This is a genomic window from Marinobacter nauticus ATCC 49840 (assembly GCF_000284615.1).
Lineage (GTDB): Bacteria > Pseudomonadota > Gammaproteobacteria > Pseudomonadales > Oleiphilaceae > Marinobacter > Marinobacter nauticus.
On sequence record NC_017067.1, the window covers coordinates 1,896,630 to 1,918,045 of the forward strand.

Sequence of the window (21,416 nt, forward strand, 5' to 3'; positions counted from 1 at the left end):
AACGTGATTTCCATCAAGTCTGAACCGGTATACGAGGGAAGGCTTTACCTGGCGCAGTGCCAAATGCAGAATTTTTCAAAAACAGAACAAGTGACCGCCATGCGATTGACCATAGTAACTCCAGCCGGCCCGGATTCGAAAGCAGGTAATCGGGCCACCGCACTGCGTTGGCAGAGTCTGCTGGAAGCAGCCAGTCATCAGGTGGAAGTGGTGACAGAATACCAGCGCCAGGAAACGGACTGCCTGATTGCCCTGCACGCCTGGCGAAGTGCTGACGCGGTTAAGCGGTACCGGGAAACATGGCCCGAGAAACCTTTGATCGTGGTACTTACCGGCACAGACATATACCGCTTTCAGCACGAGTTTCCGGACATCACATGGGCCTCCATGGACGCCGCTGATCTGTTGATCGGGCTGCATGATCTGGTGGCCGAGGATATTCCCGAACGCTACCACGACAAATTGCTGTGCCTGCGGCAATCCGCGCCCAAGCCGTCAGTGGCGGGTAGCGCCCGGGCAGAAAAGGACCAGTTCCACGTTTGCGTTATTGGCCATCTGCGTGACGAAAAGGATTCTCTACGTGCTGCCTGGGCCAGCTACCACCTTCCTGAGCAATCCCGCATCGTGGTTTCCTGCGCCGGCAAGGCCCACAACGAGGCGTGGCGGGAAAAGGCGCTGGAAGAAAGCGGGTCCAATCCTCGGTTTCATTATCTGGGTGAGTTGGACAAGCCAAAGCTGGAGCACCTGATGGCCGTGAGTAATCTTATGGTGATCAGTTCCATCATGGAGGGTGGGGCGAATGTGGTGTCGGAAGCCTGTCGGGCGGGCTTGCCGATTCTTGCCTCTGATATTCCCGGCAACCGTGGTTTGCTGGGCGATGACTATCCCGGCTATTTTCCGGTTAAAGACGATAAAGCTCTGGCGAGCCTGATGTTACGTGCGGAAACCGACGCGGAATTCCTGGCGGAATTGCGGGCGAAGGTAAATGCCCTCGCGTCCGGGTTTACCCCGGAGAGCGAGCTGGAAAGCCTGGAACTCGCCCTGGTCCGATGCAAAAAAGGGTAGGCCGACGGGCCTACCCCTTATTTCAAGGCATTGGGTTGCGAGATAGGTTTCAGAGTACCTTTTTCGCTTCGGCAGACAACTCGCTGAACCCTTTCAGGCTCTTGAATGCTTCCAGTTTCTGCTTATCCGCATCGCTGGGGTTGGCAATCTGCTCGATGGAGGTAATGCCAGCCTCTTTCATTTTCTTTGCGGTTGCCGGGCCAATGCCCTTCACGCGGGTAAGGTCAGACTTATCTGCCGGCTTGGCCGCTTTCTTCGGAGCTGCGGCCTTGGGCTTGGCAGTGCTCGTTTTCTTGGCGGCCGGCTTGGCAGCGGTGGTTTTCTTGGCCGGAGCCGCTTTCTTGGTACCGCTGGCCTTCGAGGTTGATTCGCTGGACTTGGACACTGACTTGCCAGTTTCCCTGGAAGCGATACCCAGGCGCTCCAGCAATGCCGACTGCAGTTCGTGGAATTCATTCATGCGGCGCTCAAATTCGTCGTTAAAGCGCTTCATTTCACGATCACGCAGCTCATCCATGTCTTTCAGGAGCTTGCGTACTGGCTCCTGAACCTGGTTCTGCAGGTTGTCGAACTGCTTCAGTGCGTCGTTAATCAGCCCTTCGATCTGGGCGGATGTTTTCTCGAACTCTTTGTTTACTTTCTTGACGATCTTATCAACGCTTGGCTTGGCTTTCTTTGCCATGGAGTGTCTCCTTACGGAAGGGAAGTGCGGGTGAAGTGAACGGGCATCAGGCCATTTGTCTCATACCGGAAGCGGGACTGGACCCACGCCGGGATTTCAGGCTCTGTTTCTTGAGAACAACTTCTCTTATACGCCGCAGCTTGTCAGAGAGCGGTGATTCGTCTCGAGCATTTAGCTCAACAAAATCAAGCGAGTAGAAGAAGTTGCTACAGTGTTTTCTCTTTTCGGTAACCAGGCCGGTCAGGCCTTCGGCACGGATTTCTTCAAACGGCATATCCATAACAAGGTCGAGAACCACGGTATCTCCGGGTTCAAACAGCTTATCCGTTTTCATCACGCAGCCGTAACTGTCGAGTTCATAAAGTCGCGCTTCAACGGTTTCCTTGCGAAAAATGCCGTGTCGGATTCGGAAACGCGCGACCAGGTCCGGTAGTTCTTCGTTCATGGAACGCTTGCTCTGCTATTGAGGTCGGCCAGATATATACTGAACATTAATTAAACAATAGACGGGCCAGAAACTTTTGGCAATGCCGTCAGCTATCTACCGCAGCCCGTTCATGGAAATAATCAGGATTTGGCCCCCTGTGCGGGGCCAAATCTGCCCATTACCGGGTTTTCAGCTCGTAAAGGTCAACACGTCGATCTTTCAGATTGGTGACAGAACCTTCGTTTCTGACCAGTTTGAGCTTTTCCAGATCCATGTCTGAAAACATGATCATTTCGGTGTTCGGTGTAGTTTCTGCCATCACTGCATCATGTGGAAATGCGAAATCCGACGGCGAGAATACCGAAGACTGGGCGTACTGAACATCCAGGTTTTCCACTTTCGGCAGGTTGCCCACGCTGCCGGTAATCACCACGTAGCACTCGTTTTCTATGGCCCGGGCCTGGGCACAATGGCGCACGCGCAAATAGCCGTTCTTGGTATCGGTCCAGAAGGGGACACAGATAATGTCCACATCCTGACTGGCGGCGATACGGCCCAGTTCCGGAAACTCAATGTCGTAGCAGATCATGATGGCGACACGGCCGGCATCGGTATCGAATACCTGGAATTTATCACCACCCTCAATAACCCAGTCGCGACGTTCGTGAGGGGTGATGTGGACCTTGCGCTGCTCGTCTACACGACCGTCACGGTGGCACAGGTATGAGACGTTGTAGACCCGGTCATCTTCAATCAGCGGCATGGAGCCGGTGATAATGTTGATGTTGTAACTGACGGCCATTTCCGACATTTCGTTGCGGAACTGTTCGGTAAAGCCGGCGAGGAACCGAATGGCACGGGTCTGATCCATCTGGTCGGTCAGCCCCATCAGCGGCGCGTTGAAAAATTCCGGGAACAGGGCAAAGTCGCTTTTATAATCCGACAGTGCGTCCACGAAGTACTCAACCTGCTTGAGCACCTCCTCCACCGAGGTGAATTCCCGCATCTGCCACTGCACCGCCCCCATGCGCACCTGGGTTTTTTTGACGTTGAGTACCGATGAGGGAGGCGTATAGAGAATGTTTCTCCACTCCAGCAACGTCGCATATCCGAGGGATTTCTGGTCTTCCGGCAGGTATTTGTGCATCAGCCGGGTAACCTGGAAATCGTTGGAAAGCTGGAACGTCAGGATCGGGTCGTAGATTTCCTTGCGATCAACGCGCTGAATGTATTCTTCCGGAGTGTATTGCTCGGCGTACTTGAAGTAGCTGGGAATCCGCCCGCCGGCGAGGATGGCCCGCAGGTTCATGGAACGACAGAGCTCTTTTCGTGCTTCATACAAGCGACGCCCCAGTCGATAGCCCCGGTATTCGGGGTCTATAAACACATCCAGGCCGTAAAGCGAATCGCCGTTGGGGTTGTGCCAGATTTTTTCGTTACGCAGAATCAGGTCGTCGTAGGCGTGAGGGTTGCTGAATCTTTCGTATTTCACGCATACCGTGAGCGCCACCGCCACCAACTGGCCGTTGTCTTCGATACAGATCTGGCCATCTGGGAATTGTTCTACCAGAGCCTTGATGGTTTCTTTTGGCCACGCGCCACCAATGTCGTCGTAAACCCGATCCATCAACTCTTGCAACTGGCCGTAGTCATCAAGGGTCAGGTTACGCAGATTCAGGTGGAGCTCTTCATGGGCCATAGGGTTCTCCCTGTCGTGTCTGGCGAATGTGCTGTGATCTCAGCATTCTAGCAAAGAGTGTTCAAGACTTCGCAGGATCTGCCGTTAGTAAGTATGTTTCGACTACACTAAATGATAAATGCAATTTGTTTTTGACCCTGATTGGAGGCCGTCAGCTTGAACCTATCATTCGCCCAGAAATTGCTGATCGCAATTGGCTCCCTGATCGTGTTGATTATGGGCGCCCTGACAATTTCCAACGATATTCGGCTCCGCTCAACGACCGATCGCTACGTTAGCGCGCTGATGAGCGATGCGGTGGCCCAGAGTACGTCGAGCATTGCTGATTGGCTCAATACGCGCCTGGATATGGCGGAAGCGACGGCGAAGGCGCTGGAACGGACTCGCAACGACGATAACGCCCGCGTTCTTATGGAAGCCATGACCGAAGGTGGCAACATCAAGGACGTGTACGCCGGCACCGAAGATGGCCGCATGCTGATGCGAAGTGCCGAAGTAGAGGCCACGCTTCCACCCGATTATGACCCCCGGGTACGCCCCTGGTACCAGAAAGCCCAGCGTTTGGGGCAGGCGTCGTTTACCGATCCATACCTGGATGCAACCTCGGACGAGACCATTATTTCCGCCATGGCGCCAATCAAGCGAGGCAATTATGTTGGCGTGGCCGGTATGGATATCAGTCTCAACACAATCGATCAGATGCTATCGACGATTACCCTGGCAGAGACGGGCTATGCGGCGTTAATCAACAATTCCGGCACGGTCCTGTTTCACCCCAACAGCGAGATTGTTGGCAAGAACATCAGCGGCATGATCGGTCAGCAGCCGGTACTGGACGGTTCTCTGCAGGGATTTGAGAGCGAGGGTGCCGAGTGGAGTGTCAGCTTTCACCCCATCAGCGAAGCCCGGGCCGTGGACTGGTACCTGGCTACGTTCGTGAATGAAAACCTGATCAGTGCTCCCATCGTGGAGGCTCGGACTATGGGCCTGATCATCGCCGGGGTAGGGCTGATTGTTGCGCTTGTCTTGCTCTACTTTGCGATTAGCTTCCTTCTTGCGCCGGTTCGCAGGCTTAATGGCGCCATGTCTCGCATCGCCTCCGGAGATGCGGATCTTACCAAGCGTCTTGATGACTCTGCGTCTGATGAGTTTGGGCAGTTGGCGCGCAGCTTTAATAGCTTTGTTGAGAACATCCAGCAGGTTGTAAAAGAAGTAAAAGAGGGCAGCGACGAACTGGAGGAGAACGTAAAGTCGCTCCGACAGACGTCCAGTGACAGTCGCTCCAGTGTTGAAAACCAGCAGCATGAGATCGATATGATCGCGACGGCAATTAACGAAATGTCCGCGGCGGCGGGTGAGATTGCCCAGAATGCCCAGCAAACTGCGGAAGCCGCAGAGAATGCAGACCAGGAAAGCCGGGGTTCCCTGGAGACCGTCACCGCCTCGCGGGATGCGGTGCAGAAGCTGGTGGGTGAGATAAACGCCGCCGCCGAGGTTATCGACACCCTTGGTAAGGATGTTTCGTCGATTACGACTGTGCTTGAAGTCATTCAGGGCATTGCGGAACAAACCAATCTGCTGGCACTGAACGCGGCCATTGAAGCGGCACGGGCAGGGGATGCTGGGCGCGGATTTGCGGTGGTGGCCGATGAGGTTCGGAATCTCGCTCAGCGTACCCAGTCTTCCACTGAAGAAATCAACAACATGATCGAGCGGCTGCAGAAAGGCGCCAACGATGCGGTAGACGTTATGAAAGCCTCTACGGCGGTATCCAACGTGAGTATGGAAAAAGCGCAGGATGCGATGGAGTCTCTGAACCGGATTGTGGAGGCGATTACCGCCATCAGTCAGATGACCTCACAGATCGCCACGGCCTCCGAGGAGCAGACATCGGTGACCGAAGAGTTGAATGCGTCCATCACCCGCATTGCTGACCAGGGCCAGGAAGCGGCCAAGGCGGCCAGCGAGAACGATGTTTACAGTGGCCACATCGAGACTATCGGCAGTGTGCTGAATGACAAGGTAACCCGTTTCCGGGTGTAATTCGTGGCGGCCAGGGATGGCCCGCTAGTCTCCGACACTCAGTAGCTCAACGCGGCGCTCCAGGTTTTCCAGGGTTCGACGCCCGACATATCTGGATTCTTCACTAAGATACGGATTCTCCAACGTGATTACTGTGCGCCGATCAAGGCCCAGTGATGATACCGCTCTGCCAAACCAGTTTTTCAGATACACCGCGAAGCTGCCGTCCAGGATCGCTCGCTCCAGACCCAGTTGCAGGCGTTGCGCGGTTTCGTGATCGTCCGGGGCCACAAAAAGGTAGGATGGCATGGCGTAGGCCAGCAGGATGTTTGGCTCGATTACCAGGTCGTCGGCTTTGTTATGTTCGAGGTCGAACAGCACTTCGCTCACACCGCGGGCGTAACAGTCGAAGCGTTTATTGCGAAGCATACCAAAGAGTATTTCATAGCGGGTGTGGGTGATCACGGTAATGCCGTTAGCTTCGAGAATCGGGGTGTCTGGCCAGTGTGCGCCCTGGCCAATACGGATATCTCGCTGGCGCAGGTCGTCCAGGCTGGATACCCCCTCAAACAGACTGAGCTGTTCCGGCAACACCAGGCATACCCTGAATCCGAGCAGTCCGCCGTCCACAGGTACCGGAATGGCGTTCAGAAATGTTTCCCGCTCTTCTGATGTCGCCACGTTCGCAATATCCAGAATCCGGCTCTGAGGGTTAGCCAGTTCCCGAAGGGCGCGCCCCTGGCTTATTTCTTCACTGCGGATAATCTGGAACTCACCGTACTCCGAGGTTTTGCGCAATGCGAGTTCAACCAGATTGCGAATCGCCGGGTTATCGTAGTTGCGATACCAGAGTATGTAGTCTCGTGTGGGAGCCGATTTGGATTCGGATTCGGACGCAGCCGTTGGCTGAACGTGAATGCACGCCGCAAGCGCCAGAACTGGCCAGAGGCGCGTTATCATTTTATTGAATGTGTACAACTGCGTGCCCTTTCCCTGTTATCCGGCTGCAAGCAACGGTAACGTTACAGACATTGGCTACAGCTTAGATCAGAAAGCGTTATTCGAAACGTACAGGTTTCAAAAAAACTGTAAAAGATTCTTGAAGTAGCCGTATCTGACTGTAAAGATCGCATTTTCTGTACTTCAGGATATGGCTTTATGGCTCTTATTGATTCTCTGATTGGCACCGCCGGCCAATGGGTAAGCTCCAGTGACCCCAAGGCGACGCTGCTGCAACCGCTGGAATGGCTCAAGAAGACCGGCAGTTATGCCGCGGTTAACCGCATTATTGGTATGGCGATACCGTTCGCGCCACGTAATCACTTCAGCGTTGAGGAGCTTCGCCCGGGCTACGTCAAAGCCCGCGTGCGCCTCAAGGGCAATAAAAACCACTTTGGTAGCCTGTATGCTGGCGCCTATTTCCTGGTGGCGGAGATTCCCGGTGGGGTGTTGACCCTCTTCGACCTTGGCCCTGCCTATACGCCAATTCTGAAGGAAATGACACTGGAGTTTCTGCAGCCGGCCAATTCAGATGTGACCGTGGAATTTGAACTACCACCAGAGGCGGTGGCTGCCATCCTTGCCGATGCAGACGCCACCGGTAGGGCTAAATTTACTCTGGAAGGCATTCTGAGAGATGAAGAAGGCAACCACGTTGCCACCTCCATCGCCCATTACCGGGTGCGCAAGAAGGGGTTCAAGCCTCAGAATTGATAGAGCGTAGCGCCTGCAGGAAAACATCGCCATACTTTTCCAGCTTGGCGGCGCCCACGCCGCTGACCTCGGCCAGCTCCTCCAGGGTGGAAGGGCGGCGTTCAAGCATGTCGAACAGGGTTGTGTCGTGGAAGATCACGTAGGGCGGCACGCCCTGCTTGTCCGCCAGCTCTTTGCGGCAGGCCCGCAACGCATCCCACCCGGCGTGGTCGGTAATCTGGTCCCGCACGTTCTGGCCGCTCCGGCGGCTCGTTGATGACTTACCACCAGCGGTGTTGCGGACCACCGGGTCTTTCCGGAGTTCAATCGCCTGTGCGCCCTTGAGCAGGGGGCGGCAGCGCTCGGTTAGCTGAAGCGCGCCATAGCCCTCAGGGTCTGCCCGCAGGTATCCGTTCGCCACCAGTTGCCGGAATACCGACTTCCATTCGTTCGCTGACAGTTCCTGACCGATGCCATAGGTGGTGATCGCCTGGTGGCCGGATTGCAGGATTCGTTCATTCTCTGACCCGCGAAGTACATCAATGACATAGTTAACGCCAAAGCGCTGGCCGGTGCGGTAGACGCAGGAGAGGGCCTTCTGCACCGCCACCGTGCCATCCCAGGTTTCCGGAGGGTTCAGGCAGGTATCGCAGTTTCCGCAGGGAGCCTCCAGGTTGTCTCCAAAATAGTGCAACAACACTTGTCGCCGGCACTGGGTCACTTCGCACAGCCCAAGCATGGCATCCAGCTTCTGTCGCTCAACCCGCTTGAACTGATCGTTACCCTGAGAGGCCTCCAGCATCTGCCGGAGTTTGATGACATCCTGCAGGCCATAGACCATCCACGCGGTGGACGGTTTGCCATCCCGGCCCGCCCGGCCCGTTTCCTGGTAATAGGCTTCCAGGCTTTTGGGGAGGTCCACGTGGGCGACAAAACGCACATCAGGTTTATCGATGCCCATGCCAAAGGCAATGGTTGCCACCACAATAACGCCATCTTCCCTGAGAAAGCGCTCCTGATTGCGGGCGCGGTCTTCGGCGCTCAGCCCGGCATGGTAGGGCAGTGCGGTATAGCCCTTGCTGCTCAGTAATCGGGCTGTGGCATCGACCTTGTTTCGGGACAAGCAATAGACAATACCGCAATCACCTTCATGCTCTGCTTTAATAAAGCCCAACAACTGCTTGTTTGCGTTGGTCTTTGGCGTAATCCGATACTGAATATTGGGGCGATCAAAGCCACTGATGAAATGCCGGGCGGTGGTCAGCGACAGCCGTTCCGCAATCTCTTTTCGCGTGCGCTCATCAGCGGTCGCTGTCAGTGCGATACGGGGGATGCCGGGAAATTCCTGGGCCAGCATGCTCAGTTGAAGGTAGTCGGACCGGAAATCGTGCCCCCACTGGGAGACGCAGTGAGCCTCGTCTATGGCAAACAACGACAGGGACGCGTTATGCAGCAGCTCAATGGTTCGCGGCTGAATCAGCCGCTCCGGCGCGCAATAGAGCAGGTCCAGCTTGCCGGTCGCCAGGGCGTATTCGGTGGCACGGGCCTGTTCGAAATCCATGGTGGAATTCAGGAACGCCGCTTTCACTCCAAGCTCCCGCAACGCCGCCACCTGATCCTGCATAAGCGCGATCAGCGGTGAGATAACAATAGCGGTGCCGGGCCGAACCAGAGCGGGGACCTGATAACACAGGGATTTACCACCCCCGGTGGGCATCAACACAAGGGCATCACCACCGTTGACCACTTCCCGGACAATATCCCCCTGCAGGGGCCGAAAACTCTCGTAACCAAATACCTCGTGCAGAACCTGCTCCGGATTTCGGCCCGCAGCGGTGGGTGGTTCAGTGGCGAGTTGGTCGAAGTCCTGGTCCATGTACATTCAGTGGTCGGCTCGTGGCGGAGTGATTAAGCAGCGCGATTCTACCAGATCCTTCCGGATGTTTGGTCAACTGGCCATTCGGGTGGAGGCAAACCGGCAAGAGAAAGGATACAATAGCGCCCCTTTCGTACACTGTGATCAACGCTGCGAACAACAACAGGGCTTGCATGCAGGAATTTGACGCAATCCGTCCCTATTCGGATGAAGAAACCGCGCCAACCATCCAGAGGTTGGTTAACGACCGGGAATTCCTGGATATGGTGGGGCGGTTCAAGTCGCCAACCGTTGCAAAATGGGCGCCGGGCGTTCTGAGGATGTTTATTCGCCGCTGGCTGGTCGGCCATTTCGGGCATTACACCCGGGTAGATGATATGCAGGCCGGGGTTTCGAAATACGTCGGAGAACTGGTGGAAAATACCACCACCCGCGTCACCCACAGTGGCCTGGAAAATCTCAGCAAGAACAGCGCCCATCTGTTTATTTCCAATCACCGGGACATTGTTTTTGACCCGATGGTGGTCAACTACCTGCTGTTCCAGAACGGCTTCCACACAACCCGGATTGCCATTGGCGACAACCTGCTCTCCAATCGGGTGTTTGCGGAAATGATGCGGCTGAACAAGAGTTTTGTGGTGCGCCGTAACATGACCAGCCCAAGGGAAATGCGTGATGCCTACCTCACGCTTTCCGGCTTCATCAATCACAGCATTGATACCAATCACAGCATCTGGATTGCTCAGCGCGAAGGCCGCGCGAAAGACGGCATTGACGCTACCGACCCGGCGATCATCAAGATGTTCTACATGAGCCGGAAAAAATCGGGGCTGGCTTTCGATGAAGCCATGAACCGCCTTCACATCGTGCCGGTATCCATTGCCTACGAATACGACCCCTGCGATGCCGACAAGGCCAAAGAACTGGAAGTGCGGGGCCGGACCGGCGCCTATCAGAAGACCGAAGGCGAAGACACAGACCAGATCGTTAAAGGGCTGACGGGCTTTAAAGGCCACGTTCATGTTCATTTCGGGGCCCCGATTGCCGATTCACCGGACAACCCGAAAGCACTGGCCGCACGCATTGACCATGAAATGCACGCCAATTACCACCTGCACGCCTCCAATCTGGTGGCGTACCAGATGCGGGGAGTTCATCCGGATGCCCATGAGACTCCGGGCAGTGTGAGCGAGAGCGTGGTAACCGCCGAGACCTGGTCTCCGGCCGATATGGACGCTGCCACGGCAGAAATGGAGCGCCGGCTGGAGGCCTGTGACCCGGCGATCCGCCCTTATTTGCTGGATATGTATGCCAATCCGGTGGTCAATGCACTGGCCGCGAATAACAACGAGCAACCGCTGAACCCGACTACCGACTAAGTGTCATGCCCAGAGCATGGCCCCCATCTCCAGCGGGTGGGTTAGCGCCTTGTGGTGCGGGTAGATGCGCAATCGCAGTGTTTGCAACCCCGGGTAGGGTGGCTGGACCCGGGTTTTGAACAGGGTTTTACCGTCTTTCTCTCCGCTGGCTTCCAGCACAAATGCGTCTGGCCCGGGGCCAGTGTGAGTGCCGGTGCATTCAGGCTCAACCAGGCATTCCACCCGTACATCATCGGGCGCCAGACCATTCAGAGCCACCGACACTTTCAGCTCCACGGATTCATCCCAGTGACAGCGATCTGACACGCAGCCGTCCACATGGATGGACACGCCGTTCCAGGCCTCGTGCACCCGGGCTTTCCACTCTGCCAGCTCCTGCGCCAGTGCGGCATTGTTGTCTCTCAACCGCGCGCCCTGCCGGGTGGCTGGCTGATAATAGTTGCGAACATAGTCCATCACCATACGCTGGGCATTGAACCGGGGCGTAATGGTTTTCATGGACGCTTTGGAACGGCTTACCCAGCCCTGGGAGTAGCCCTGTGAGGCTCGGTTGTAATAGAGCGGAATCACTTCCCGCTCCAGCAGGTCCAACAGGTCCCGGGCTTCCTCGCGGTTGCGAAATTCTACATCCAGTTCGGTGTCGCGCCGCGTAATCGCCCAGCCATTGGTTTCGTCGTAGCCTTCACCCCACCAGCCGTCCAGCACGCTCAGGTTCAGGGCACCATTAACGGCTGCTTTCTCACCAGAGGTGCCGCTGGCTTCCTTGGGGTATTCCGGGGTATTCAGCCAGACATCAACTCCGCTCAGCAGCCGGCGCGCCATGGCCTGATCATAATCCTCCAACAGAATAATGTGCCCCATCAGGTTGGACTGCATGGAGAGGTCGTGTATGACCTTGATCAGCTGTTGCCCGGGTTTGTCCTGGGGATGGGCCTTGCCGGCAAATACCAGCACAACCGGTTGCTCCGGATTGGTGAGCAGCCGTTCCAGGCGGGGCAGATCGGAGAAGATCAGCGTAGCTCGCTTGTAGGTAGCAAAGCGGCGGGCGAAGCCGACCACCAGCGCGTCATTTTCCGGCGATACCAGCTTGCGGGCCATCCGCTCAGTCACTGAATGGCCCGTGCCATTGCGCTTGTGCTGGCGTTTCAGGCGCCGCACGATGAACTCGGCCATCTGCTGTTTCAGGGCCTTGTGAACGCTCCAGTAATGGTAGTCCGGGATCTTGTCGATGAACTGCCAGAATGTCGGGTTTCTCAGTTCACTTTTCCAGGTTGGCGCCTGGATATCGAACAGACTTGCCCATTCCGGCGCCAGGAAAGTTGGTACATGAACACCATTGGTAATGTAGCCAAGAGGGTTCTCGGCCGCCGGTATCTGTGGCCAGATATCGCCTTCCATCCGAGCGGCTACACCGCCATGAATCCGGCTTACGCCGTTATGAAACCGGGAGCCCCGAAGGCCGAGACTCGTCATGTTGAAGCTTTGATCACCGTTTTTGCTGCCCAGCCCGAAAACGGCATCGAATTCCAGCCCGGAGTGGTCCAGGAAAGGCGACAGGAAGTGCTCCACCAGGTCGCGGGGGAAGATATCATGGCCCGCCGGCACCGGAGTATGGGTGGTAAACAAGGTGCATCCGGCTACCGACTCGAGGGCGGCACCAAAAGACAGGCCTTCGGCCATGGCCATACGGCAACGTTCCAGTATCTGGAAGGCTGCGTGGCCCTCGTTGATATGCCACACCGTAGGCTGAACACCCAGTGCGGCCAGAACCCGGGTGCCCCCAATGCCAAGCAACATTTCCTGGCTGATGCGGGTGGCGGAGTCGCCGCCATAAAGCTGGAGTGTCAGCTCTCGGTCCTCATTGTTGTTTTCACCGGTGTTGGCATCCAGCAAGTAGAGCGAGATATGCCCGACCCGGGCCAGCCAAACCCGTGCATGCACTTCGCGCCCCGGGAAGGGCACAGAGACGGTCAGTGCCTTGCCATCTACCTCTACCGCCGTGATTGGCAGTTCATCGCTGGAATGGCAATGATAACGGGCAATCTGGTGCCCCTGGGCATCAATGGTCTGAATGAAATAGCCCTGCTGATACAGTAGCCCAACGGCGACAAAGGGCAGCCCCAGGTCACTGGCCGCCTTGCAATGGTCACCAGCCAGTATGCCAAGGCCTCCGGAGTAGATCGGGAAACTCTCGTGAAACCCGAACTCGGCGCAAAAGTAGGCCACAAGGCTATCTTCAGGATTCAGTGCCTCCAGCACTTCGGTGCCGGGTTGGGATTCAAGATAAGCGTCGTAAGCGGACAATACTCGCCGGTATTCGGCGAGAAAGGCGCGGTCTTCCGATGCCTGATCGAGCCGGGCCTGGGCCACCCGTCGCAGGAACAGTTTCGGGTTGTGCTCCACTTTTTGCCAGAGACGGAGATCAATCCGCGCGAACAGGCTGCGCACGCCATGATCCCAGCTGTAGAACAGGTCATTGGCAAGCGCATCAAGTCGCTCCAATGCTTCTGGTAGTCTGGGGCGTGCTTCCAGCCGGAATTCAGTTGCGGTGTGCATGGTGATGACCTCCTTGGGCCAGGGGCACCGTGTCAGTCTTCATGTATCCGGTCGTTGCCGGCAATGAGGTTCCGGTAAAGGGCCGCGTATTCGCCGGCCCGGTTCTTCCAGGAATAGTCGCCTTTCATGCCGTTTTCCTGCAATTTGCGCCAGGTTTTCCGGTCCTCCCGCGCTGCCAGCGCACGGGTAATGGCGGCATGTAATGCGTCTGGCGTCGCCTCACGAAACACAAATCCATTGGCTTGTTCAGGTGTTTCCTCATTGGGGTCAAACACCGTATCGTTAAGACCGCCGACGCCGTGCACCACAGGTACGGTGCCGTATCTCAGGCTGTACATCTGGTTCAGGCCGCAGGGTTCAAACCGGGAAGGCATCAGGAAAATATCGGCCCCGGCGGTTATCCGGTGTGCCAGGCCTTCGTTGTAACCGAGCGTGAGTGAACATTGCCCGGGCCATTCACGAACCATGGCTTTCAGGCTTTCCTGGTAGTGGTGTTCGCCGGAGCCGAGCAGGGCAAACTGACATCCTCGTTCCAGTAATGGCTTGATGACCCCGAGCAGCCAGTCCAGCCCTTTCTGTTCCACCAGGCGCCCGACGAACCCCAGCAATGGAGCCCCGCAAACCTCCAGCCCGAGTTCCTGCTGCAGCCTTGCCTGGCATTGAGATTTGTTGGCGGGGTAGTCCGCGCCGTAGTGAAACTCCAGGTGCGGGTCGTCTTCCGGGTTCCATTGGCGGGTATCAATGCCATTGAGAATGCCCTTCAGCCTGGCGGACTTGTGGCGCAACAAGCCGTCCAGACCATTACCGAACCAGGGTGTCTGGATTTCATCGGCGTAGCTTGGGCTCACAGTGGTGATGGCATCGCTAAACACCAGTCCGCCTTTGATAAAGGAAAGCTGGCCGTGAAATTCCAGGAACTCGTAGCGCCACAGGGAATCGGGCAGGCCCAGGGCCCGAAAGGTCTCGTGGGAAAACAGCCCCTGGTAAGCAAGATTGTGGATGGTGAACACGGTTTTCGGGGCGTCCTGACTGTCCACCAGGAACACCGGAATCAGTGCGGATTGCCAGTCGTTGCAGTGAACGATGTCCGGGCGCCACGCCAGGCCCAGTTGCCCAAGTGCCAACATAGCTCCAATTCGCCCGAACAAGTGAAACCGGTGAGCATTGTCCCACCAGTCTTCGCCATTTTCATTCTGATAGGGGCTGTCGCCAGCACGATCGAAAAGAGCCGGGCAATCCACCAACCACAGAGTTACCGCAGTACCCGGCAGACGGGTTTGCCACAGGGAGACATCATACTGACCATACCGGAACCGGGTTTTCCTGCGGGCGCCACCCTCTCGCGCTGCCTTCAGTGCAGCAGGATAGCCGGGCAGCAGCACCTGACAGTCGTAGCCCAGACGGCAGAGTGCTTCAGGAAGGCTGGCAGAAACATCCGCCAGCCCCCCGGTTTTCACGAGAGGAAAAACTTCACTGGTAGCAAACAGTACCCGGGTCATGGCGCGGGCCTCAGCATAACCAGGCCCAGGGGCGGGAGTGTTAACTCCACGGAGCACGGCCGAGCCATCCAGGGTGTGGGTTCAGCTTGCAAGGGCAGGGGGTTACCGAGGTTGCTGCCGCCATACCAGGTGGAGTCTGAATTAAATACTTCCTGCCAGTTGCCTCCGGCAGGCAGGCCAATACGGTAGTGATGCCTGGGCACGGGTGTAAAGTTGGCAACAACCACCAGCGGCCCATGCTCCGGTGAGCCGGCACTCCGTAGAAAGCTGATTACGGATTGGGTGGAATCGTGGCAGTCAATCCACTCGAATCCTTCACCGGTAAAGCTTTTTCGATGCAGGGCCGGGTATAGCCGATAGAGGCCGTTAAGGTCCTGGATCAGTTTTCGCAGCCCCTGGTGCTCCGGGTATTGCAATAGATACCAGTCCAGCTCACGGCGTTCGCTCCACTCCTGGCGCTGGCCGAATTCACCCCCCATGAACAGCAGTTTCGCGCCGGGGTAGGCGAACATGTAGCTGAACAGCAGGCGCAGCGAGGCCCTCTGCTGCCAGTCGTCTCCCGGCATTTTCTGAATCAGGCTGGATTTGCCGTGTACGACTTCGTCGTGGGATAGCGGCAGCACGAAATTTTCCGAAAAAGCGTAGAGCAATCCAAAGGTGAGCTTGTCGTGGTGATACTGGCGATACACCGGGTCCTGCTGCAGGTAATGCAGGGTGTCGTGCATCCATCCCATGTTCCACTTCAGGTTGAAGCCGAGCCCGCCAATTTCCGGAGGTCGGGTCACCCTGGGCCAGGACGTGGACTCTTCCGCCATCATCAGTACACCGGGAAACCGGCTCTGGCATACCCGGTTCAGATCCTGGAGGAAACGGATCGCCTCCAGATTCTCATGGCCGCCATGTTCGTTCGGCAGCCATTCACCCTCATTGCGGGAGTAGTTCAGGTACAGCATGGAGGCGACGGCATCCACCCGTAGCCCGTCCATGTGAAAGGTATCCAGCCAGAAAAGCGCACTGCCTATGAGAAAGTTCCGGACTTCGTGGCGACCGTAGTTGTAGATGAGTGTGCCCCAATCTTGGTGCCGCCCGCGGCGGGGATCTTCATGTTCATAGAGTGCCGTCCCATCAAATTCGGCGAGGGCGAAGTCGTCGTCGGGGAAATGCCCCGGCACCCAATCGAGAATCACGCCGATGTTGTTCTGATGACACAGGTCGACCAGATATCGAAGATCATCCGGGCTGCCATAACGACTGGTGGGGGCGTAATAGCCGGTGGTCTGATAGCCCCAGGATTCATCCAGCGGGTGTTCGGTAATCGGGAGTAGCTCGATATGTGTAAAGCCGGTTTCCAGCACATAGGGCACCAACTGATCGGCCAGCTCCCGATAGGTCAGCCAGCGCCCGGAACCGTGATGACGCCAGGAACCGGGGTGTACCTCATAGACAGAAATAGGGCTCTGCTGCCAGTCGAACCGGTTTCTGTGCTCGAACCAGTCGCCGTCGCCCCAGGCGTAGTGCCCCCGCTCGGTTACTACTGCGGCATTGGAAGGCCGATGCTCAAAGGCCTGGCCGTAGGGATCGGTTTTGGTGATGTGGTGGCCGTTTCGGGTTGTGATGGCAAACTTGTAAAGATGCCCGGGCTTAACTCCCCCAATGAATACCGACCAGACACCAGAATCCTTGTTAACCGCCATGGGATGACGGCCGCTGTCCCAGTCGTTGAAGTCGCCGATCACACTCACGGCCTGGGCATTGGGTGCCCAAACGGCAAAACGGGCGCCTTCGATACCTCGGCGATTCCCAAGGTGGGCACCCAGAACATTATAGATATGCCAGTGCCTGCCTTCGGCAAACAGGTGCAGGTCGAACTCACTCAGGGCGGGGCTTTCCATAGACCACAGATTCCTGAATAAAAGTGGAAACCAGAGGTTAGACCATCAATCGTTTTTGCGTTTGTACAAAATATGACCTAAGACAATTGTACGTCATAATTCAATGATAGTGTTTTTCTGCAAGAGCAAACGTCAAATTTGTGTCGGCGCGTATCCGGTTTAAACAGGGAAGCTGCTATGCAAACCGCCAAGCGTTTCGTCAGTCGTCTTACTCGTCAAACCCTGGCCCTGGTGCTGGCTGGCGGCAGGGGCTCACGGCTTCACGACCTCACAAAATGGCGAGCCAAGCCCGCCGTTCCCTTCGGGGGTAAGTTCAGGATTATCGATTTCCCGTTGTCCAACTGCATCAACTCCGGCATTGGCCAGGTAGGCGTCATCACCCAGTACAAATCCCACTCACTGATACGTCACATTCAGCGCGGCTGGGGATTCCTGAGGGGGGAGCTGGATGAATTTGTGGAACTGTTGCCAGCCCAGCAGCGCATTGAGACCTCCTGGTACGAGGGCACAGCAGACGCCGTGCTCCAGAACCTGGATATTATTCGCAGCCACCAGCCGGAGTACGTGCTGATTCTGGCGGGTGACCATGTCTACAAAATGGATTACGGCACCATGCTGGCTGCCCATGTGGAGCAGGAGGCGGACATTACCGTGGGCTGTATTGAGGTACCCGTTGAAGAAGCCTCGGCGTTCGGGGTGATGTCGGTAGATGAGAATTTCCGCATTATCGAATTCGAGGAAAAGCCGAACCATCCCAAGGCCATACCTGGTAAACCTGGTACAGCATTGGTATCGATGGGTATTTACGTGTTCAGCACGAAAGTTCTGTTTGATGAGCTGCTTCGGGATCACAAGATGGACGGTAAATCCTCCCATGATTTCGGCAAGGATATTATTCCTTCGGTGATCAAGCGCCTTCGGGTGGCGGCTTTCCCGTTCCGGGACCCGGTCAACAACAAGGTGGCATACTGGCGCGATGTCGGAACCATCGATTCTCTGTGGCAGGCCAACCTGGAACTGATCGGCATCAGCCCGGAACTGAATCTGTACGATTCGGACTGGCCGATCTGGACCTACCAGGAACAGTTACCGCCGGCCAAGTTCGTGTTCGATGATGACAACCGTCGGGGCACGGCCGTCGATTCCATGGTGGCCGGCGGCTGCATCGTTTCTGGCGCTCACGTTCGCCACTCGCTGTTATTCTCCCAGGTTCGGGTGCATTCCTTCAGTGAGGTGGAGGACTCTGTCATCTTCCCGGACGTGGACATTGGACGCGATTGCCACATTCGCAAAGCGGTGATTGACCGCGGCTGCCGGATTCCGGAAGGCACCCGGGTTGGTTTTGATCGGACAGCAGACGAAAAACGCTTCCACGTGTCGTCTAAAGGTGTTGTGCTGATCACTCCCGAGATGCTCGGGCAGGATTATCCCCATGGCCTCTGACAGCCGTACTCCGGTGGTACTATGCTGGCATATGCACCAGCCGGATTATCAGGATCACAGCAATGGACAGTTCCTGTTCCCCTGGGTCTATCTGCACTGCATCAAGGATTACGTGGACATGGCTGCGCACCTGGAAGCCCACCCGGATGCCCGTGCGGTGGTGAACTTCGCGCCGGTGCTACTCGAACAGATTGAGACTTATCTCTACCACATTGAGCGATGGCGCCATGGAGGGCAAACCATCGGCGATCCTCTGCTTGCGGCTCTGGTTGATCCGTCGCTGCCGGAACCCGGCTCACCGGCATTTCTGGATTTGATGGAAAAGTGCCTGAGGGCGAACGCCGAGCGGATTATCAAGCGTTTTCCCGCCTATGCCCGGTTGGCGGAAGTGGCCGAACTATACCGAACCCGGCCCAACATTCAGCGCTATCTTTCTACCCAGTTTCTTGCCGATCTGCTGGTGTGGTACCACCTGGGCTGGATGGCGGAAACCGTGCGCCGCAAACATGGCGTGGTACAAAGCCTTCAGGAAAAAGCCCATCAGTACACACTGGACGATCGCAAGGGATTGCTGGACGTGATCGCAGAATTGATGGCCAGCATAGGCCCGCGCTACCGCCACCTGGCGCATACCGGCCAGGTGGAACTGGCCATGAGCCCCTGGGCCCATCCCATCATGCCCCTGTTGCTGGATTTCAGTGCCGCCCGAGAAGCGATGCCAGACATCGCGCTTCCGGAGCATGACCACTATCCAGGAGGGAAAGAGCGGGCCATCTGGCATCTGGCCGAGGGTAGGCGAGCCTTCAAGCGCTTTTTCGGCACCGAACCTGCGGGTTGCTGGGCCTCTGAAGGTGGGTTGAGCCAGGCCACGCTCATGTTGCTTGGCGAGCAAGGCTTTCGATGGACCGCTTCCGGTGATTCAGTCATCAATAACAGCATCAACAAGGCCAGGGCGAACAAATCCTTGCCTGAAGGTGCCAGCATCCATCAGCCGTGCCGGTTTACTGATGCCAATATAACGGCTTTTTTTCGTGACGATGGGTTATCCGATCTGATTGGTTTTACCTATGCCGACTGGCACGCCAGGGACGCGGTTGGCGACCTGGTGCATCACATGGAAAACATTGCCAGAGAAGGCAAGAACCCGGTGATCTCGGTAATTCTGGACGGCGAGAACGCCTGGGAGTATTACCCGGAGAACGGCTTCCATTTTCTCGACGAGCTGTACCGGATACTTGAGAAACACCCGAAACTGCGGCTGACCACTTATTCGACCCTTCAGGAAGAGCATCACACAGAGCCTGTGCAACTCCCGGAGCTGGTGGCTGGAAGCTGGATTTATGGAACCTTTTCCACCTGGATAGGCGACCCCGACAAAAACCGGGCCTGGGACCTGCTGTGCGAGGCCAAGCAGCATTTTGACCGGGCGCTGGATAATGGCTCCCTCAACACAGATCAGAAGCAGGCGGCCACACATCAGCTCGGATTGTGTGAAGGCTCGGACTGGTTCTGGTGGTTTGGCGATTACAACCCGGCAGCGGTGGTTCGGGATTTCGAGCAGCTGTATCGCCGGCACCTGGCCAACCTTTACGAGCGTATTGGCTACCCGGCGCCGTCCAGCCTGTTCCAGCCCCTGAGCCAGGGTGGAGGGGAGCCCGCCAAGGGCGGTGCCATGCGGCCGGGGCATGAGGCCGATCCATGACTGTAGAAATGCCATCCAATCCGGTTCTGGCAAGGCGGCGTGCCGGTGTGCTGTTGCACCCGACCGCATTACCTGGCGTTTCCGGCAAGCTGGGCGCCGCTGCCCGGCAGTTTGTGGATGTTCTGGCCGAGGCAGGCATCACGGTGTGGCAGACACTGCCATTGGGGCCCACTCATGCAGACCTTTCGCCGTATCAGTCGCTCTCGGCCCATGCCGGAAACCCCGTTCTGATCGACCTGGCGGAACTGGTGGCCCCCGGTCTTCTCGATAGCCAGGAACTTACCGCCTTTACCCGTACCGAAGCCCTGGAACATGCCAGCCAGCGATTCCATGCCGGTCGCTATCGTGAGTCAGAAGCCCTCAACGCACAGGCCTATCAGAATTTTCTGGAGCACCATCAGTGGCTGGATGATTTTGCGCTGTTCATGACAGCCAGAGAGGCGTTTCCGGGCGTGAACTGGCTGGACTGGCCGGAAGACCTGCGCGATCACAAGCCGACAGCCCTGGAGGCCCTGAGAGAATCCCACCAAAGTACACTGGAACGGGTGTGCCTGGAGCAGTACCTGTTTTTCATACAATGGACAGCGGTGCGTCATTATGCGGCCGAACGGGGCATCTGGCTATTTGGCGACATCCCCATTTTCGTCGCTCACGACAGCGCCGATGTCTGGGCCGCCCCCCACCTGTACAAGCTCGATGGTGAAGGTAAGCCCAGAGTGGTTGCCGGGGTGCCCCCGGACTATTTCTCCCCCGAGGGTCAGCACTGGGGAAACCCGCTATTCGACTGGCAGCGAATGGCGGAGGACCGATACCACTGGTGGGTGCAGCGCCTGGCCAGCCAGCAGGAACGGTTCGATCTCCTTAGAATTGATCATTTCCGGGGGCTGCAGGCTTACTGGGAGATTCCGGCGGAGAATCCGCGCCCGGTCGATGGCTACTGGATGCCGGGCCCGGCCGATGATTTTCTGGAAACCTGCTTCCGGGAGTTACCCCGTTTGCCGCTGGTTGCCGAGAACCTCGGCATCATCGGGGAAGATGTGGAAGCCCTTCGACACCGTTTCCGGTTACCGGGTATGACCGTCATACAATTCGGTTTTGATGGCAGCGCCGCCAACCCCCATCTATTGCATAACCACAAGGAATGGGATCTGGTGTATACCGGCACCCACGACAATGACACCACACTGGGCTGGTACCAGAGCCTGGATGAGCGAACCCGGGAGCATGTTAACCGGTATCTGAGGATTAACGGCCCGGATATGCCATGGCCCGTGATACAGGCTGCGATGGGCTCGGTATCACGACTGGTGATCGTTCCGATACAGGATCTTTTGGCTCTCGGATCCGAGGCACGCTTCAACACGCCTGGCACGATCCAGGGTAACTGGAAATGGACCTTACCCGAGGATTATCGAGCGAGGATCGACCTGCCAGGGCTGAGAAATATTGTGAACCTATACGGTCGATAGCCGAGTGATCACC

Annotated in this window: 15 protein-coding genes; 7 read left to right on the plus strand and 8 right to left on the minus strand. The window is 56.8% G+C overall.

All coding sequences use genetic code 11. The features are described from left to right. Nucleotides 1–99 precede the first annotated feature (99 nt). On the plus strand, nucleotides 100–1,065 hold the full coding sequence (gene senB / locus MARHY_RS08760) for a selenoneine biosynthesis selenosugar synthase SenB (protein ID WP_014421461.1): 966 nt from the start codon (nucleotides 100–102) through the stop codon (nucleotides 1,063–1,065). 49 nt (nucleotides 1,066–1,114) lie between these two features. On the opposite strand, the gene MARHY_RS08765 is transcribed toward senB, so the two are convergent. From MARHY_RS08765 to MARHY_RS08775, 3 genes are all read right to left on the minus strand, one after another. Next, complete coding sequence (locus tag MARHY_RS08765; protein WP_014421462.1) at nucleotides 1,115–1,747, minus strand: helix-hairpin-helix domain-containing protein; 633 nt, start codon at nucleotides 1,745–1,747, stop codon at nucleotides 1,115–1,117. Nucleotides 1,748–1,793: 46 nt separating this feature from the next. Next, nucleotides 1,794–2,192, minus strand: a complete 399-nt coding sequence (locus tag MARHY_RS08770) for a hypothetical protein (protein WP_014421463.1) — start codon at nucleotides 2,190–2,192, stop codon at nucleotides 1,794–1,796. 160 nt (nucleotides 2,193–2,352) lie between these two features. Beyond that, the gene (locus tag MARHY_RS08775) at nucleotides 2,353–3,873 is read right to left on the minus strand and encodes a bifunctional GNAT family N-acetyltransferase/carbon-nitrogen hydrolase family protein (protein ID WP_011784929.1); all 1,521 of its coding nucleotides are present in this window, start codon (nucleotides 3,871–3,873) and stop codon (nucleotides 2,353–2,355) included. 156 nt (nucleotides 3,874–4,029) lie between these two features. On the opposite strand from MARHY_RS08775, the gene MARHY_RS08780 reads away from it, so the two are divergent. After that, nucleotides 4,030–5,916 carry a methyl-accepting chemotaxis protein gene (locus MARHY_RS08780; protein ID WP_014421464.1) on the plus strand — a complete coding sequence of 629 codons (1,887 nt, stop codon included), beginning with the start codon at nucleotides 4,030–4,032 and terminating at the stop codon, nucleotides 5,914–5,916. 24 nt (nucleotides 5,917–5,940) lie between these two features. On the opposite strand, the gene MARHY_RS08785 is transcribed toward MARHY_RS08780, so the two are convergent. Further along, nucleotides 5,941–6,855 (minus strand): transporter substrate-binding domain-containing protein, encoded by a 915-nt coding sequence (locus tag MARHY_RS08785; RefSeq protein WP_011784928.1) that lies wholly within the window; start codon nucleotides 6,853–6,855, stop codon nucleotides 5,941–5,943. Nucleotides 6,856–7,053: 198 nt separating this feature from the next. Here MARHY_RS08785 and MARHY_RS08790 point away from each other — a divergent pair, with 198 nt between their 5' ends. Further along, nucleotides 7,054–7,608, plus strand: coding sequence for a YiiD C-terminal domain-containing protein (locus MARHY_RS08790; RefSeq protein WP_014421467.1), 555 nt, complete (start codon nucleotides 7,054–7,056; stop codon nucleotides 7,606–7,608). Here the strand turns inward: MARHY_RS08790 and recQ are convergent. Then, a complete protein-coding gene (recQ, locus tag MARHY_RS08795) occupies nucleotides 7,592–9,469 on the minus strand; it encodes a DNA helicase RecQ (protein ID WP_014421468.1) in 1,878 nt (625 codons plus the stop codon). The genes MARHY_RS08790 and recQ overlap by 17 nt on opposite strands. Before the next feature lie 167 nt (nucleotides 9,470–9,636). Here recQ and MARHY_RS08800 point away from each other — a divergent pair, with 167 nt between their 5' ends. Beyond that, nucleotides 9,637–10,842 carry a 1-acyl-sn-glycerol-3-phosphate acyltransferase gene (locus tag MARHY_RS08800; protein WP_014421469.1) on the plus strand — a complete coding sequence of 402 codons (1,206 nt, stop codon included), beginning with the start codon at nucleotides 9,637–9,639 and terminating at the stop codon, nucleotides 10,840–10,842. 3 nt (nucleotides 10,843–10,845) lie between these two features. Here the strand turns inward: MARHY_RS08800 and glgP are convergent, their stop codons facing one another. The 3 genes from glgP to glgB are packed head-to-tail and all read right to left on the minus strand — an operon-like array spanning nucleotide 10,846 to nucleotide 16,789. After that, nucleotides 10,846–13,398 (minus strand): alpha-glucan family phosphorylase, encoded by a 2,553-nt coding sequence (glgP, locus tag MARHY_RS08805; RefSeq protein WP_014421470.1) that lies wholly within the window; start codon nucleotides 13,396–13,398, stop codon nucleotides 10,846–10,848. Between the two features lie 32 nt (nucleotides 13,399–13,430). After that, on the minus strand, nucleotides 13,431–14,897 hold the full coding sequence (glgA, locus tag MARHY_RS08810) for a glycogen synthase GlgA (RefSeq protein ID WP_014421471.1): 1,467 nt from the start codon (nucleotides 14,895–14,897) through the stop codon (nucleotides 13,431–13,433). Further along, complete coding sequence (gene glgB / locus MARHY_RS08815) at nucleotides 14,894–16,789, minus strand: 1,4-alpha-glucan branching protein GlgB (protein ID WP_014421472.1); 1,896 nt, start codon at nucleotides 16,787–16,789, stop codon at nucleotides 14,894–14,896. The genes glgA and glgB overlap by 4 nt, the downstream gene beginning before the upstream one ends. A gap of 177 nt (nucleotides 16,790–16,966) precedes the next feature. On the opposite strand from glgB, the gene glgC reads away from it, so the two are divergent. Genes glgC through malQ form a run of 3 tightly spaced genes read left to right on the plus strand, consistent with a single transcriptional unit; the run spans nucleotide 16,967 to nucleotide 21,403 of the window. Then, complete coding sequence (gene glgC, locus MARHY_RS08820) at nucleotides 16,967–18,232, plus strand: glucose-1-phosphate adenylyltransferase (RefSeq protein WP_014421473.1); 1,266 nt, start codon at nucleotides 16,967–16,969, stop codon at nucleotides 18,230–18,232. Next, complete coding sequence (locus MARHY_RS08825) at nucleotides 18,222–19,934, plus strand: glycoside hydrolase (protein ID WP_014421474.1); 1,713 nt, start codon at nucleotides 18,222–18,224, stop codon at nucleotides 19,932–19,934. Before glgC ends, MARHY_RS08825 begins: the two co-directional genes overlap by 11 nt. Continuing rightward, on the plus strand, nucleotides 19,931–21,403 hold the full coding sequence (gene malQ, locus MARHY_RS08830; RefSeq protein WP_014421475.1) for a 4-alpha-glucanotransferase: 1,473 nt from the start codon (nucleotides 19,931–19,933) through the stop codon (nucleotides 21,401–21,403). Before MARHY_RS08825 ends, malQ begins: the two co-directional genes overlap by 4 nt. Nucleotides 21,404–21,416: the final 13 nt, after the last annotated feature.